Genomic DNA, 16,295 nt, shown 5'->3' with positions numbered 1-16,295 from the left:
CCTGATGCGAATGGGCAGGAATTGAGAAAGGTCTATCGAGTGGGCTTTCTAACATTGTCTCAACTCAAATAGGACATTCTGGACATGTCGACGCTCACCCCGCATGGCGCGTGCCTGCTGTGGAAGCCGGAATTGATCTGGCTGAATGCCGTTTCCGACGCCATGCTCGCCAGCGCCTTCTTTGCTACCGCGTTCGTCCTCGGGTTTTTCGTGTGGCGGCGCCGCGATGTTATGTTCCGCGGCGTATTCTGGACATTCGCCGTCTTTGCCGCAGTCTGCGGAGTGACCCGGCTGCTGTCGATCCTCACGTTGTGGGTGCCGGCCTACGGCATCGAGGCCTTTACCAAAGGCTTCCTGGCGCTGATATCGGTCGTGATCACGGCGGCACTGCTGCTAATGCTGCCGCGAATCCTGGTGCTGCCGACACGCAGGCAACTTCAGCAAGCCAATGCGGCGCTTGAGGAGGAAATCCGACAACGGCGCAAGGCCGAGGCCATGGTCAAACGCTTTCAGGAGATAGAGGCGAGCGAGGCCCAGGTCCGGCAAGCGCAGAAGATGGAAGCCATCGGCCAACTCACCGGTGGTGTCGCGCACGACTTCAACAACATTCTGACCGTGATCACCGGAACCATCGAAATCCTCGGCGAGGCGGTCAAGGATCGTCCGCATCTCGGCCAGATCACCGATATGATTAGCGCCGCCGCAGCGAGGGGGGCCGACCTGACGCGGCATCTGCTGGCCTTCGCCCGTCGACAACCGCTGCAGCCGCGCAACACCGACGTCAACGTCCTGGTCATCGATGCAGTACGCTTGCTACGACCGACCCTCAGCGAGCAGATCGAAATCGAATCGATGCTGGTGCACGATTCCGCGCCGGCCCTGATTGATCCCAGCCAGCTCTCGACTGCGATCCTGAACCTTGCACTGAATGCGCGTGACGCCATGCCGAACGGCGGCAAGCTGACGCTCGAAACCAAGAATGTCGTGCTCGACGAGAACTACGCCAGCATGAACAGCGAGGTTAATCCGGGCAACTACGTCATGATCGCGGTGAGCGACACAGGGGCGGGAATTCCCGGCAGCCTGCTCGACAAAGTGTTTGAACCATTCTTCACCACCAAGGAGGTCGGGAAGGGATCGGGGCTCGGTCTCAGCATGGTCTACGGCTTCGTCAAACAGTCGAACGGACATATCAAGATCTACAGCGAAGAGGGCCACGGCACCACCGTGAAGCTTTACCTTCCGCAGGCGGCAGGTATTACGGACGCGCTGGCCGCCGAGACCGGCATCCCGGGGGTCGAGCACGGCGACGAATCCATCCTGATTGTCGAGGACGACGCGCTGGTGCGCGAATACGTCGTGGCGCAGATCAGCCGTTTCGGATACCATACACAGGCCGCCGGCAATGGCGCCGAGGCGCTGGCAATCATTGATCATCCCGGACGCATCGATCTGTTGTTCACCGACGTGATAATTCCCGGGGGACTGAACGGCCGTCAGCTCGCGACCGAGGCGTTGAAACGCCGTCCTGGACTAAAGGTGCTTTATACGTCCGGTTACACCGAGAACGCCATCGTCCACCATGGCCGGCTCGATGCCGGCGTGCTGCTACTGCCGAAGCCTTACCTCAGCTCCGATCTCGCGCGGATGATTCGAACCGCGCTGGCATCGTGAATTCCCTGGGATGGGGAGGCGATCCTTGGATCCAGGGGGCGGCGTCGCGCGGCCGGCACCGGACCGGCATTGGCCGATGAGGTTGGCCGGCTTTGGCGCAATCACATCGCTCTGACCGTCGACCGGTGAGGCCCGGTTTACCCTATGAGCGGACTTCTCAGCAAAGACGGGTATAGCCACAACCGGATGTCATGGCCCTGTGGCACGAGGCGTGCAGTCTATGCAGTGCTGGGAATTTTAGTGTCCCAGTTCAGGAATAAGCGCCGCCGGGCGATACATTTTGATCCCGGCGGCGTGTCTTTTTGATACTGGCGCCGGCCAGGCCGCCAGCCACGGCCGTCGACCGCGCGAGATGGATGATCATCTCTGCGTTCGTAGCTTGCTGTGGTTAATGATGGGATATCTGAGGCTGCCGTTCCTTAGCCTCGTAGTATTCGGCCGAGAACTGAATTGACCATCGCGAGAAGAACGAACGCAACTTCTGCGTGGGCTTTTCCACGCCGAACCGTTCGGCGACATGCACCCCGCGCAGCCACCTTACCGCCGATGTGAAGCCGGCAGTGCGCTCGAGCCTCTCAACCGCCGCGATGCCGGCGGTCTCTGCCTGCCGATAGCGAAAACCGATCTTCTTGATCACATACAGGCGCCTGATGGTTTCATAGCTCTTGAACACGCGCTGCACGAACGGATGTTTCCTGGCCTGTGGCCAGGCTGCCGGGTACACCGGCAGCACCAGCAGCTTGCTCTTGGCGATGACAGTTGCCAGCGGATGCAAGAGCTGCATCCAGGCCGGCCAGGACGCGACCTTGGCAAACAATACCGCGTGCATCGCCGTTGCAGCCCCGAAGGAGATCGGCAGCCAAAGCACCGCGCCCACGAGCACGAGCAACGCGGTGTTCGGCGTCAGGTGCCGGCATTTTCGGAACACCCATGCCATACCGCTTTCAAAGGCAAGGTACACAGCATGTTCGAACGTCCGATAGCTGATCTTCCGCCGCAGCCACGACCAGTTCCGGCGGATCGATATACCCCACTGTCGACGTTTCGTCTCGGAAACGGGCAGGAAGTGCAACGCGCCGTTTATGACAGTAACGATGACATTGCCGAGAACCCTGACAGCGAAGAGCGGAAGCCAGACAACCTGCATTGCCAATGGGAAGGCGTAGTCGAGCAGCCGCATCAAGATCGAAAGAATGAAACGCAGGATCTTGTTTGCGGCGAGCGCGACAGAAACAATTGGTATGATGATCACATCGTCGAGTGCACCGGAGAAGCGGCTTTCCTCGTTCCATGCCGGGTTATGATCATGGGTCACGGTGCAACGGCTCCGGGCCGAAGACAGGGGATCGTGCCGGCTCAGACTAGCACACTGCAAGGGCCAGCGGGTGGCCTCAGATGCGGGTCCGGGTCGTGGGAGCGATGGCCCTATGCCCGCTAAGGGTCAAAAGCGCCGATAGCCGGTGGGATGAAGCGAGCATTTCATGCCCATCGACGATCTCTGGCACCGTCGTCGCCGGCGGCGTGTTGAGGCTGCGCTGGCGTATTACGGTGAAGTATCAAGGGTGCACTGGTCCGGCGATGATCTCTTGAGCCGAACTTTGAGTGCACCGTCGCTGCAATGTGGGCGCGCTCATTCCCTGCGGTCATGCTCCGTGCTGCCGACGGCATGATCCGAAGGGAATATGCTTTCGTAGATCGCACGGGCTTCCCGGATCAAGCGGGCTCGCTCGAGTTCGGATTTCGGAACAAAACGGATGACTTCGCCCACGGGGCTCTCCAGGGTTGGAAAAACATTCCTCCAACAGTTGGTTCGGATATTCATGGTTGTAAGATCCACTCCGATCACAAGAACTTATTTCTCGATGGATATTGCGCTGTGAAAATCCCCTCTCTTTTCGGGGTCACTGGGGGAAAACTGTGAGTGCAGGTTCCTTTCCGATGCAGGCGGCGCGAGGCCGCAGGGCCCCGGGGGGCCGATGGGTTCCGGTCACCGTGTTCTTACGGGTCGCAATTGGCAAACAGCTTGCGACGGGTGTGTCAGCTGTTCGGCATCCATGCACATTGTGTGCCGAACCAGGCCATAGGGAGCATGCAAATGAACATACAAGCTCGTTTTGAGACAGCACGCGAAAGCGCAATACGAGAGGTCGCAGCAATCAGCAAGATGCTGGCGGATCTTGTTCGCACCGTTCAACTGATCGAATTCGAAATCGCAGCCGAGGAAGAGCGCGCCCGGGTTTCCGACCAGTCCGACGTCAAGTATCCGATACTGGCGAGGACGCTGATCGAGCGGCGCGACAATCTTAAGGTGACCATTGCCGCCCTTGAACAGCGTCACACCGAGCGAGCGCTGCACGAGCAGATGGCACCCGCGGCTTAACGGCACCGCCGCCGAGAGGCGCGGCGGCGGCGTCGTCCGATACGAAACCGCGGGTCGTAACGAAGGGAAGGCATCACGCGCTAGGAACGCGAGAAAACGCGCAAGCACTCTGACGTCGCTTCCGCAAGCTGCTCGACCAACGCGCCGGCAGTCGTGTCGCTGGCGAGTGCTGCGGATTGACCGGCAAATAAAGCGGTAAGCTCCCTGTCTCCCGTGCCCCCGAGCGGCGCGGTGAGACTGAGCTGGCCGGGAAATGCCACCGGCCTCAGCTCCGAGGCCACGAGGTCGTCGATCAATCCGTTTTTCACATAGCGCGCCGGCCGGCCGGTGATCACGTCGGTGACGACAGTACAGGCGTCGGTGGGCTCGCGCAGCGCCGCGCGATGGGCATCGAGCACGTTGGCCTCTTCGCAGCGCAGGAAGGCCGTGCCCAACTGTACGGCGCTCGCGCCAAGGACAAAGCTAGCGGCCACCGTTCGCCCATCGGCCACGCCCCCGGCGGCAATGACGGGAACCCTCACCGCATCCACCACTTGCGGCAACAGCGCGAACAGGCCTGGCTGCATGCTGATGTCGACACCGGTGAAGGTGCCGCGATGTCCGCCGGCTTCGGTACCCTGCGCGATGATGGCGTCGACACCGCGCTGCTCAAGCATCCGTGCCTCAGCCACGGTCGTGGCGCTGGATATGATGAAAATTCCGGCGTCCTTGATGGCGTTGATGACCTCCTGATCAGGCAGGCCAAAATGGAAGCTCACCATCTGTGGCTTGGCCCGCATCAGCATCGAAAGGTGTTCGTGGCTCACTTCACCCGCCGCACCTTTCGGCTCGGGCACCGCTCCGAGACCCTTTGCGTCGAAGTGCGCCTGCAGACGCGTCCGCATCGGCTCGCTGACGTCAGGGGTAATCCTGGGCGCCGGCCAGAGCGGATAGTTGACGTTGAGGCCGCCGCCGCTCAGCTGTTGGAAGCCGGCGATCCGCCGCTCTGCCTCCTCGGCTGAAAACCCCCACATGCCGAGGCCGCCCAGACCACCAGCATTGCTGACCGCCGCGGCAAGTGCAGGAGTACTGAGCGAGCCCATCGGCGCCTGAAGGATCGGCCACTTGAGATTGAGCCTGTCGGTGAACGCGTTTTGGGACCACATCAATCGTTTTCCCATTCGTTATAACTGTCGTAGGTGTTCTGTAATTGGCCGAAAGTCTCTCGCCATCCGATACGCGCCAGGTGCCATCGCTGCCGGCGGCACGCGCCGTTAGTCAACGTAGGCCTGGCACTCGATCTCGACCTTCATTCGTGGATCGACCAAGCCCTTCACCTCGACGAGCGTGGAGGCCGGCAGATTTTCGCCGAAATACGCGATGCGGCGCGGGTTGATTTTCGGTCGTTCCGTGATGTCGGTCATGAAAACCTGCACCTTGACGACATGCTCGGGCCCGGCGCCGGCCGCCTTCAGGCACTTGTCCATCACAGCGATGGCGATGTCGAATTGGGCAACAACGTCGGACGGTATGCTGCCGTCCTGCGCCTGGCCGACGACGCCAGCGACCCAGACATGGGGGCCTGCACGGGTCACGTGGCAATAGTGGCTGACCGGCTTTGGAATGTCGGGAACGATGATGCGCTGGATTTTTGGCATGCCTGGCTCGCGAGTTGGGATCGACGCCCGGAGGTTAGCTGCAATTGGCCGGGCCGGCCAGCACTGCCGCTCCCCGTGGTTTGGCGGCTGCAGGCCCTAGTCCAGCAGCGGCCCGATATGCTTTGATGCGCGGGAGCTGGAACTGAAACGCGTGGGTGTCCTCATGTACATAGTCATTCGAAAGTACACCAAGGTTCGCTCGGTTGCGGATGCTGCTCGCCGCGCCAAAAGCGGCGTCGGTCAGATGCTAAGGGAATCGCACGGATTCAGATCCTATTATGTACTGGATGGGGGCGACGGTGTCGGTGTCGCTGTCATGATGTTCGAGGACCGCGAAAGCGCCAATGCGGCGAATGAAAAGGTGCTGGAGTTTGTCCAGGCAAGCCTGCATGACCTGAATCTTGGAGATCCCGAAATCATCGCCGGGGAAGTTCTGGTGAATATAGAATCTGATGCGTAATTGCGCTTGGCGATGGCGCTATGATTTAACGAAAGCCTCTAAAGGTCGAACTCACAGAAATTCTAATCTAAACTGAGTTAGTCATAAAATATTCGTTTGCAACTGTTGAGAGTGCTGGTACGCTTTGCATTCGATCGTTGATGTCATGCTAAGAGTGTGACTTGCGGGTATTGGGGTTAGAACTTGAATGAGCATGCCGGGGTGTGGTGTCTAGGATAAGCAACTACCTGAACACCATAATGTTCGGTGCCCGCATCTCCTCCGACCCGGACGTCGTTTCGCAATGGGGCACCATTGCCGTCTCATACATATTGAATTTAATTCTGATCCTTGCTGTTGTCGTTCCCGTTTTCACAATCGCCGGGTACTATGAGCCGTTTGCGGCACCATTCGCCGATCCCGCACTGCGGATTGTACTAGCGACAGCGAATGTCTTGACATTTGCATTGACGTACGTTGCGTCGCTCAGTTGGCGCGCAAGCTTGAACGCCATCGAACGTCAGCGCGCCGCAAATCGTTCTAAGGCGGAATATATTATCCTGATCTCCCTCATCGCGGGGGCTTCGTTCGTCTTTCTGTCGGTTTTATTCTTGGTTCTCAATATTGCGGCCCTTATAGCAAGTGCGTGTATAAATTCTGCTTTGTTGCAGATGCTGATCTCTCGTCGAACCTTGAAATCCCCAAATCCGGAGTAAGAACATGAGCATCGATTTAATTGCGGCTGCCATGCAACTCAACCGAGGGTTTCATCAATTCGGTGAGAATATGTTTCCGAGTGGGAATGTCCCTGTTGCTATGGCCGAATTCTTCACGGCTTCTTCCTCGCTCTTGAATTTGGTGACACTCAGTGCTGCTGCCGGTTCGCAATGGGGCACCGGCGCGGCGATGCTGGCTCAAGTGCAGCCGCTGACCCAGACGTTGTCCGGAATTAGCTTATTCGGCAATGGCCTCGCGGATGTCTTCAGGCTCGCGTCGGCGATCGATAGTGGCAACCAGGAGGCAATTGACGCGGCGGCCTTGACGTTAATGCTTTCAGTAACTGGCTCACTGCTAGCCACTGCTTATGTGATGGCTTACGGCGCGGGCACGATGGCCTTAATGGGTCCTGCCGGGTTGGGCTATTTGGCTGGTGGATTGTTGGCCGGGGTCCTTCTCAAGATTGTCAAAGACCCCCTTGTGATTGATCTCGATGGTGACGGGATTGAGCTTTCGTCACTATCGAACTCGACCGTTCATTTTGACTATGCAGGTGACGGTTACGCCGAGCAGACCGGTTGGGTATCTGCCAACGATGGAATGCTGGCCATTGATGATAATGGAAACGGCCTTATCGACAGTGGGCTTGAGTTGTTTGGATCGTCAACCCAGGATGGATTTGCCGTACTGGAGAAGCTTGACAGCAATGGCGATGGCTCAATTAACGCGCAAGATGCTGATTTTAGCAAACTTAAGGTGTGGCAAGATGCCAACCAAAACGGTGTTACAGACGCTGGTGAGCTAAAAACACTCAGTGAACTAGGGATCGTTTCGTTTTCCCTTGACCGTAACTTTGTGGGAAGCGTCGATCAGGGAAATGTTGTTGGCTATGAGGCCGTGTTTGCTCGGGCTGACGGAACAACTGGGGCGACCCAAACCATCTACTTTCAAACAGATCCCCGACAATCATTGTCTGACAATACACCGGAATTTACACCGGCTAACGGCGTAGAGTTACTGCCTGAGCTTTCGGGTTCCGGTCTGATAGACAGTATTTCGTATAAAGCAACTATTGACGCGGATTTCCGTGCGGCGTGGACCGCGTTGACGGATAACGCGGGGGAAATGAGCGTCTCTGAGCTGCGCGCGTCGTTTCAAGCGCTTCTATTGCGATGGGCAAATGTCGATACGGTCGACGTCGCGAGTAGGGGCCAGTTCGTTAATGCCCAGCATCTTGCATTCCTGGAAAAATTCTTAGGGGATACCTATCGTGAGATTCAGCGTGGCGAAGAACTTCGCACATATCCGAGTACAGCGCAGTTAGGGCTTTCCGTTGAGACGGCGTTCCAACAAATCGTGGGCGCGCTGGAGTTGGGATTCCTAGCGCAAGTCGGTCATAGCGTCGTCGCCCGGGGTCAAGACCTCGATGTAGCAATTACAAATCCATACTATTTCTACAGCCTTTTGGACCTCGCGGCGCACGAACAAGGCGATGAGGTTCCGGATACGCCCGCCAATATTGGCGACGTTGTCGATATTCTCATTGCCACATCACTTGTGCAGCCGGGCAAAGAGATGGATTTTCTTGTTAAAGCACTTACCGGATTGGATGGGATCGTTTCGACTGTTTTCGGAGGTGATCGCGCCGCGTATGCCACGGTCGTGACGCCGCACCTCAACGTCATACCTGACGAAATTGCGCTAGAGATAGCTACCCACATCATCGCTGGTACCGCAAATGTCGGAACCACAATATCTGAAGGTATAATCGGTACTTCCAACGCTGATGTCGTCATCGCTGGAGGTGGTGGCGACGTCGTCAACGGCGGTTCAGGAAGCGACATTTACGTCTACGAAAAGCATGACGGCGATCTCTGGGTTAAGGATGACAGCGTAGCGCTTGCTGATAGCGACACGCTCGTTCTCACCGATCTGAATTCATCCGATCTGAGCTTCGTTCGCATTGGCAGCGACCTGCTCATCAAGGTCGCCGAGACTGGGAAGTCGGTGGCGATCGAAGGCTTCTTCGCTGGCAACGGCATTGAGGTACTGCGTTTCGCGGACGGTACCGAGTGGAATCGTACGCAGATCAAAGACGCCAGCGTTTACCAAGGAGACGGCCACGGCAACGTGATCATCGACTCGGCCTCCGACGATGTCATCCATGGCGGCCAAGGTGACGATGTCATCCAGCTTAGCGCCGGCAATGACACGATCTTTTATGGAAAAGGCGATGGCTACGACATTGTAAGTGATCTATCGAATTCACCGACCGAACATGGCAGACTCGTCCTCACTGATCTGAACGCCAGCGATATCGAGCTTTCGCGCGCGGGAAGCCATCTTTTCGTGACGGTGAAGTCTACCGGCGAGTATGTCGATTTCACCAATTTCTTCTATAGCGGCGATTGGAACATCGACGAGATCAAGTTCGCGAACGGCGAATCCTGGAACAGGACGCAGATACAAAATAATGTCTGGTATCGCGGGACTGATCGCGGCGACAGCATTTTTGGCTCCGATCTGGGCGAGACTATCCAGGGAGGCAAAGGCGACGACATTCTGGACGGGTGGAAGGGGAGCGACACCTATATCTGGAGCAAAGGTGACGGCAACGACCAGATTACGGATGCCAATTTCAATGATGGTGACGTCGACACGCTTTGGCTGAAGAATGTGTCCGCTAACGATGTTGCCTATTCCTATCACGGCAGCACGCTGCTGCTGACGATCAAGTCGACCGGCGAAATCTTGACCGTGCCGCAGTTCTTCGCGGGCGTCACCGATCTATTGACCGGGGCAGGCGACGACCAATTCGGTATTGACGTCATCAGGTTCGAGAACGGCACGACCGTCGACCGACTGCAGATCATGCATAACGCGGGCGTGGACTATCTCGGCTGGAAGCCGGTCGTCTCTACGTTCATCGATGGCGGCTTGATCATCTGGCAGGTCTTTGTCGATGAGTTTGGGCATGCAGGCAACATTGTCAGTCACTTTGTGAATGACATAAACGACATCTGGAACGCTGGAAGTTACGGTGGTCTTGGCGGCATCCTGGGGGGAGGCGGGGCAAATGTTCCGGGTCCTTTTCATGGGGCCGGCAAGAACATACTCAATGGCCACATCGGGAATGACATTCTGGCGGGAGGAGATGCCCAGGACGTCCTGGTGGGCGCCGATGGAGACGACATCCTCTTTGGCGATTACGTCGATGAGAATGTCGGCTACGGCAATGACATCATCGATGGCGGACCTGGGAACGACGTGCTCTATGGCGGTCGTGGAATGGACCTGATCTCCGGCGGCTATGGAAATGACTATATCTCGGGCGGGGATGGCAAGGACTACATTTCCGGTTCGTCAGGAAACGATACCTTCGTCGGCGGTAAAGGGGACGATGTTCTCACGAGTGATGTGAGCGGAAACGACGTCTTCATCTACTCCAAGGGGGACGGTAATGATATTATCAACGAACCCGGAAGCGTGGATGCACAGCTTGATCAGGATACGCTCGTCCTGACGGATATTGATTCCAGCGGTGTTGAGTTGTCGCGGTCGGGTGATAATCTCCTCATCCTGGTTAAATCCACGGGCGATATCATCACCGTCCTTTCCCATTTCTCGAGTCGTGGATCCAACAACAACGTCTCCGGTGGCGGCCTTGAGATCATCCGCTTCGCCAACGGCGAGTGGGACCGGCAGCGGATTCAGGAGGCTGCCTGGATACGCGGCGCCGATGGCAGGGACATTCTCGGCGATACATCGTCGGATACACCCAACAGCACCTTTGATGGCGGCAAGGGAAACGACGTCATCTTTGCAGGCCAGGGCAACACCACTTTCGTTTACGCCAGTGGGGACGGTAACGACGTCATCAACGACAGCTCGTCGCATACCTTCGCTCCGAACGCCATTGATACGCTGGCGTTCTCCGACCTGAACGCCGAAGATGTGGAACTGAGCCGCTCGGGCGACGATCTACTGATCAAAGTGTTGGCGACCGGCGACATTATCACCGTCAACTCGCAACTCTCGGGAAGCCTCACCCAACCTGACACCGGCATTGAGGTCATCAAGTTTGCAAATGGCGAAGAATGGGGCCGTCTCCAGATCCAGCAGAGCGCATGGTACCGCGGGACTGACGGGCGCGACCAGCTGACGCTTGATTATATGAACGATACCGTCGAGGGCGGCAAAGGCGACGATATCATCCTCTCGGGTTACTTCAGCGCGAGCGGCAACGATACCTTCGTGTATGCGAAAGGCGACGGCAACGATGTCATTCGCGAGGAGACCCGGAGTTACTACGAAGCTGCCGAGATCGATGTTCTCAAGTTCAGGGATGTCGATAGCTCAGATGTCCAACTCACCCGCTCGGGCGACGATCTCCTGATAAAGATCATCTCGACCAACGAGACGATCACGATTCTGAAGCAGTTCGTGGAATCGCAGAATGCTCCAGGCGCTGGACTGGAGTACATTCAGTTTGCCAACGGCGACCGATGGGGTCGCGAGACGATCTTCGGCATTGCCACGAGTTCATCCCCGTTCATGGCGGGTACCAGCGGCAACGACACGCTTGTTGGCTCTTCGGTCGCTCAAAACTTCTATGGCGAGGCGGGTAACGATACGCTCGACGGGCAGGGCGGCAGCGACCTGCTTTACGGCGGACTGGGCGACGATAAGCTCATGATCAGCGTCAGCACGCCGGGCGACCTCGTTACCGCGGATGGTGGAGTCGGGACGGATACACTGGATCTGTCCGGTTTTGGGGCGGGCGTGTGGGTCGACCTGGTCACAAACGGTGCCGAGGCAAGGACCACCGATCAAGTCGATCTGGCCAGCGGGACCTGGCGGGATATCGCCGATGTCGCCCGGGTGGAAAACATCGCTGGCACCGCGTTCTCAGACCAGATTTCGGGCGACGCCGGAAACAACATTCTCATTGGTGGCGCCGGAGACGACATTCTGGATGCCCGTTCCGGTGACGACATCCTCCTTGGCGGTGCGGGCAACGATAATCTGACGGGTGGGATGGGGAACGACCAGCTGGATGGCGGGGATGGCACCGACGTGCTCAACGGCGGCATCGGGACCGATACGTTGATCGGCGGGGCCGGGAACGACGCGCTGACCGGTGGAACCGCATCAGACATTTTTGTCGTCAACGCGGGTGCAGGATCTGACACCATCACAGATTTCGCGGCAGGCAGCGACATTGATCACGATGTCATTAAGTTCGACCGCTCCCATTTCAGTGACTATGCCTCGCTTCTGGCTGCAGCCACCCAGGTCGGATCGGATGTCGTCATTTCGCTGGCCGGTGGCGATAGTCTCACCCTTCAAAATGTCGATCTGTCCTCATTGACGGCCGACAATTTTGAATTCCGCCGCCTGGACAACACGGCTCCCACCGCTATTTCCGTCACTGGTGGGGCGGTCATCGAAGGTGCGGCCGGCGGTACTGTCGTGGCCAGCTTGGCTGCCATCGATACCGGCGATATGGGAGCGCACACCTTCAGCATAGTCGGAAGCGATAGCCTCTTCGAGATCATCGGTAACGAAATCCGCGTGAAGGACGGCGCCATTGTCGACTTCGAGGCGGCTGCCCAGCATCAGCTCAGCGTGAAGGCCGTCGACGATGACGGTTTGTCGGTCACGTCCACGATCACCGTGAACATTACCGATCAGATTGAAACCCTGACGGGTACGGCGGGTAGCGACGTTCTGACCGGAGGGGGCGGCTCCGATGTCCTCATCGGCGGCGCGGGCAACGATCGCCTCGTGGGCGCCGGCGGCTCCGACGAGTATCAGTACAACCAGGGTGACGGGCACGACCGGATTGTGGATGCCGGGAGTGCGTCGAATGCCGATCGGCTGGTCCTTGGAGCCGGCATCGATCCTTCAAGCGTCACTGTCGGACGTTCGTCCTTGGCCAGTTCCGACGTGGTGTTGTTGCTCGCGACCGGTGAAACCATTGTCTTGCAGGACCAGCTGTCTGGTTCGACGGGCGCCGGGCTTGAGGAGATCAGGTTTGCCGACAACACCATCTGGACCCGATCGGAGATTCTGAGCCGCCTCGATGCCCATCTGGTCATTGGCAGCAACGGAACCGAAGCGCTGACCGGAAGCGGAAGCGCCGACGTGTTTGTCGCCGGCACGGGCAACGAGACGCTAACCGGTTACGCTGGTTCCGACACCTATCGCGTGGGACAGGATGCCGGCAACGACATCATTGTCGAAGGAAGCGAGGCGGGCACGGATCGGATCGAGCTTGTCGGACTCACCAGCGGCGATGTTCAATTTACACGGAGCAATGCCGATCTGGTCATCAAAATTACCGCGACAGGCCGCACCATCACGGTGGTCAGTCAGTTCGGCCTGACCTCCGCTGGCATTGAGCAAATTGCGTTTGCCGATGCGACCGTCTGGGACCGGACGCAAATTGCGAATAATTCGTCGACACAAGGGACAACTGGCGCCGACACGGTTGTCGGTACGCCAGGGGATGATGTTCTTCAGCCCGGGTTGGGAAGTGACCTGATTCAGGCCGGCGCGGGCAGCGATACCATCATCTATGCTCTCGGCGACGGTAGCGACACAATCAACGATGGTGCTAATTCAGCACAGCAGATTGATTCCCTGCGCTTCGTCGACCTGAACATCGCGGATGTGTCGTTCGTGCGACAGGGGAATAACCTTGTCATCAATGTCCTGAGTTCGGGCGATGCCATCACGGTACAGCAGCAATTCACATCCCCGACGGATTTCTGGGGATTGGAGCAGGTTCAATTTGCCGACGGAACGGTCTGGAACAAAGCCGCAATAACCGCGGCGGCTTTGATACGTGGCACGAGTGGCGCCGAGACGTTGAACGGAACGTCGGAGGCCGATGTGCTCGACGGATTGGGCGGCAACGACGATCTGCGTGGCGGCAACGGCGGCGATACGTACCTCTACCGTGTCGGATCCGGCAACGACTGGCTCTATGAGAACGGTAGCGACACCGGAACAGATACCGTCAAGCTGGAAGGTTTGACGAGTGCGGACGTCGAACTTAGCCGCACCGGCGTCGATTTGACCATCCGTATTCTGTCGTCGGGCGAGACCCTCAAGGTCGATGATCAGTTCAACGGTAGCTACGGCATCGAGCAGATTATCTTCGCGGATGGGATCACCTGGGACCGTACCCAGATAACCGATAACGCATGGTTTCGTGGCTCGTCGAACGGAGAGACGCTCAATGGCAGCACGGGTGCTGACACGCTCGATGGCAAGGCCGGCAACGACTACCTGATCGGCGGTGACGGCGGCGATACCTACATTTTCGCCACGGGTTATGGCAACGACACCGTTACCGAGTATGACATCGGCACCGGTACCGACCAGATCAGGCTCGTTGGGCTCAACCCGGCGAATGTCACATTCGGTCGCAGCGGCAATAATCTTCTCATTCAGATCAGTGCGTCTGGCGAGACGCTGAAGGTTGAAAATCAATTCAACGGATCCAATGGCATCGAGCAGGTCGCGTTCGCAGATGGATCTACGTGGGACCGCGCGCAAATTGCCGATGCTGCTTGGTTTCGCGGAACATCCGGTAACGACTCGATTTCTGGTATGTCATCGAACGATGTGTTGTTCGGCGATCTAGGGAACGACTATCTTCGAGGCAACAATGGCGCCGACACCTATGTTTATGTGTCAGGCCACGGCAACGATGAAGTGGATGATGAATCGGGCTCTGTCACGGATATCGACGTACTCAAGTTCACCGATTTAAACGCGGGTGATATCACACTGGACCACGTGGGCAATAACCTCGTCGTCGGAATAATTTCGACCGGCGCAACTATCAAAATCGACTATCAATTCTATTCGCTGACCAGTAACTGGGGCATCGAAAAATTTCAGTTTGCCAATGGAGATAGTTGGGATCTAGCCACCATCAATGCCCATGCCTGGATTCGAGGTACCACTGGAAATGATACAATTGCAGGGTCTTCCTGGAACGACACGTTCTTGGGCGGGCTCGGAAACGATCGTTTCAACAGCGGGGCTGGAAGTGACACTTACATTTATGCGCTTGGAGACGGCAACGATTACATCAATGATGACTCCGGATCGACCGCGGATATTGACGTCCTGCATTTGACGGACCTAAACGCCACCGACCTGACGTTCAGCAGAGTCGGCGTCAATCTCGTCGCCACGGTGAACTCAAACGGTCAGACGATCACATTCGATGAACAGTTCTATTCGCAGACTGCAAACTGGGGAATCGAGAAGATTGAATTTGCAAACGGCGTCACTTGGGATCTGGCCACCATCAATGCCCATGCCTGGATTCGAGGCACAACCGGCAACGATACAATTGCCGGATTCACCTGGAGCGATACGTTCCTGGGCGGGCTCGGAAACGATCGTTTCAACAGCGGGCCAGGAAGTGACACTTATATCTATGCGCTCGGAGACGGTGACGACTACATCAACGATGAATCCGGATCGACGACGGATATCGATGTTCTTCGTTTGATCGACCTGAATGCCAGCGATCTCACATTTAGCCGCACAGGCGTGCATCTGGTCGCCACGGTCAACTCGAACGGTCAGACGATTACGTTCGATGAGCAGTTCTATTCCCAAACAGCAAACTGGGGAATTGAGAAGATCGAATTCGCAGATGGTTCCAATTGGGATCTCGCCACGATCAATGCCCAGGCTTGGATTCGAGGCACCACCGGTAATGATACAATTGCCGGATCTACCTGGAACGACAAGTTCTCGGGTGGGCTGGGCAATGATCGCTTCAACAGCGGGGCAGGTAGTGACACCTATATTTATGCGCTTGGGGACGGGAACGATTACATCGACGATGAATCCGGTTCGACCACGGACGTGGATGTTCTGCGCTTGACTGACTTGAACGCCAGCGACCTGACGTTTAGCCGGGTTGGCGTGCATCTGGTCGCTACCGTCAACTCGAATGGTCAGACGATTACGTTCGATGCGCAGTTCTATTCACAAACGGCAAATTGGGGCCTTGAGAAGATCGAATTTGCGGACGGGTCATCCTGGAATCTGCAGACGATCAATGCCAATGCCTGGTACCGGGGAACGTCAGGAAATGACACGATTTCGGGATCAGCCTGGAATGACACCATTGCGGGCGGGGCCGGCAACGACGTTCTGTCCGGTGGGGCTGGAAGTGACACGTTTGTTTTCCGGGCCGGTCTTGGTCAAGACACGGTAACCGGCTTTACGCCGGGACAGGACGTTCTTGATATCGGAGATGGGATTTTTGCGGATGCCACGGCGGCGCTTGCTGCTGCAACCGCTTCAGGCAACAACACACTGATCACGATCGACGCCAATAACAGCATCCTGCTTCAAAACGTGGCTCTCGCAAGCCTTCACACCAGCGATTTACTTATCGTGTAGGGAAACC

General features: G+C 57.3%; 9 protein-coding genes. 5 read left to right on the top strand and 4 right to left on the bottom strand.

Annotated features, from left to right (window positions below; translation table 11 throughout):
- Window positions 1-84: 84 nt before the first annotated feature.
- Window positions 85-1,674 carry an ATP-binding protein gene (locus JQ558_RS15430; RefSeq protein ID WP_212208499.1) on the top strand — a complete coding sequence of 530 codons (1,590 nt, stop codon included), beginning with the start codon at window positions 85-87 and terminating at the stop codon, window positions 1,672-1,674.
- Between the two features lie 388 nt (window positions 1,675-2,062).
- Here the strand turns inward: JQ558_RS15430 and JQ558_RS15425 are convergent, their stop codons facing one another.
- Both JQ558_RS15425 and JQ558_RS15420 read right to left on the bottom strand, forming a co-directional pair.
- The gene (locus JQ558_RS15425) at window positions 2,063-2,989 is read right to left on the bottom strand and encodes a hypothetical protein (protein ID WP_212208498.1); all 927 of its coding nucleotides are present in this window, start codon (window positions 2,987-2,989) and stop codon (window positions 2,063-2,065) included.
- A 315-nt stretch (window positions 2,990-3,304) separates the two neighbouring features.
- Window positions 3,305-3,442 (bottom strand): hypothetical protein, encoded by a 138-nt coding sequence (locus JQ558_RS15420; RefSeq protein ID WP_212208497.1) that lies wholly within the window; start codon window positions 3,440-3,442, stop codon window positions 3,305-3,307.
- A 327-nt stretch (window positions 3,443-3,769) separates the two neighbouring features.
- On the opposite strand from JQ558_RS15420, the gene JQ558_RS15415 reads away from it, so the two are divergent.
- The gene (locus JQ558_RS15415; RefSeq protein WP_212208496.1) at window positions 3,770-4,054 is read left to right on the top strand and encodes a hypothetical protein; all 285 of its coding nucleotides are present in this window, start codon (window positions 3,770-3,772) and stop codon (window positions 4,052-4,054) included.
- A gap of 80 nt (window positions 4,055-4,134) precedes the next feature.
- On the opposite strand, the gene JQ558_RS15410 is transcribed toward JQ558_RS15415, so the two are convergent.
- Window positions 4,135-5,199, bottom strand: coding sequence for a nitronate monooxygenase family protein (locus JQ558_RS15410; RefSeq protein ID WP_212294108.1), 1,065 nt, complete (start codon window positions 5,197-5,199; stop codon window positions 4,135-4,137).
- A gap of 108 nt (window positions 5,200-5,307) precedes the next feature.
- Complete coding sequence (locus tag JQ558_RS15405) at window positions 5,308-5,691, bottom strand: RidA family protein (protein WP_212034611.1); 384 nt, start codon at window positions 5,689-5,691, stop codon at window positions 5,308-5,310.
- 163 nt (window positions 5,692-5,854) lie between these two features.
- Between JQ558_RS15405 and JQ558_RS15400 the strand changes: the two genes are divergently transcribed.
- From JQ558_RS15400 to JQ558_RS15390, 3 genes are all read left to right on the top strand, one after another.
- Entirely contained in the window at window positions 5,855-6,151 is a 297-nt protein-coding gene (locus JQ558_RS15400) for a hypothetical protein (protein WP_212294107.1), read from the top strand.
- Between the two features lie 239 nt (window positions 6,152-6,390).
- The gene (locus JQ558_RS15395; protein WP_212294106.1) at window positions 6,391-6,846 is read left to right on the top strand and encodes a hypothetical protein; all 456 of its coding nucleotides are present in this window, start codon (window positions 6,391-6,393) and stop codon (window positions 6,844-6,846) included.
- Between the two features lie 4 nt (window positions 6,847-6,850).
- Complete coding sequence (locus tag JQ558_RS15390; RefSeq protein ID WP_212294105.1) at window positions 6,851-16,288, top strand: calcium-binding protein; 9,438 nt, start codon at window positions 6,851-6,853, stop codon at window positions 16,286-16,288.
- The last annotated feature ends 7 nt before the right edge of the window (window positions 16,289-16,295 follow it).

Source organism: Bradyrhizobium sp. AUGA SZCCT0160, assembly GCF_018130105.1.
GTDB lineage: Bacteria > Pseudomonadota > Alphaproteobacteria > Rhizobiales > Xanthobacteraceae > Bradyrhizobium.
The sequence above is the reverse complement of the archived record's forward strand: the minus strand, read 5'-3'. Positions and strand labels throughout refer to the sequence as shown.

Coding starts and splice junctions, on each gene's coding strand:
- JQ558_RS15430 (WP_212208499.1), top strand. CDS start 85: ATGTCGACGCTCACCCCGCATGGCGCGTGCCTGCTGTGGAAGCCGGAA.
- JQ558_RS15415 (WP_212208496.1), top strand. CDS start 3,770: ATGAACATACAAGCTCGTTTTGAGACAGCACGCGAAAGCGCAATACGA.
- JQ558_RS15410 (WP_212294108.1), bottom strand. CDS start 5,199: ATGTGGTCCCAAAACGCGTTCACCGACAGGCTCAATCTCAAGTGGCCG.
- JQ558_RS15405 (WP_212034611.1), bottom strand. CDS start 5,691: ATGCCAAAAATCCAGCGCATCATCGTTCCCGACATTCCAAAGCCGGTC.
- JQ558_RS15400 (WP_212294107.1), top strand. CDS start 5,855: ATGTACATAGTCATTCGAAAGTACACCAAGGTTCGCTCGGTTGCGGAT.
- JQ558_RS15395 (WP_212294106.1), top strand. CDS start 6,391: ATGTTCGGTGCCCGCATCTCCTCCGACCCGGACGTCGTTTCGCAATGG.
- JQ558_RS15390 (WP_212294105.1), top strand. CDS start 6,851: ATGAGCATCGATTTAATTGCGGCTGCCATGCAACTCAACCGAGGGTTT.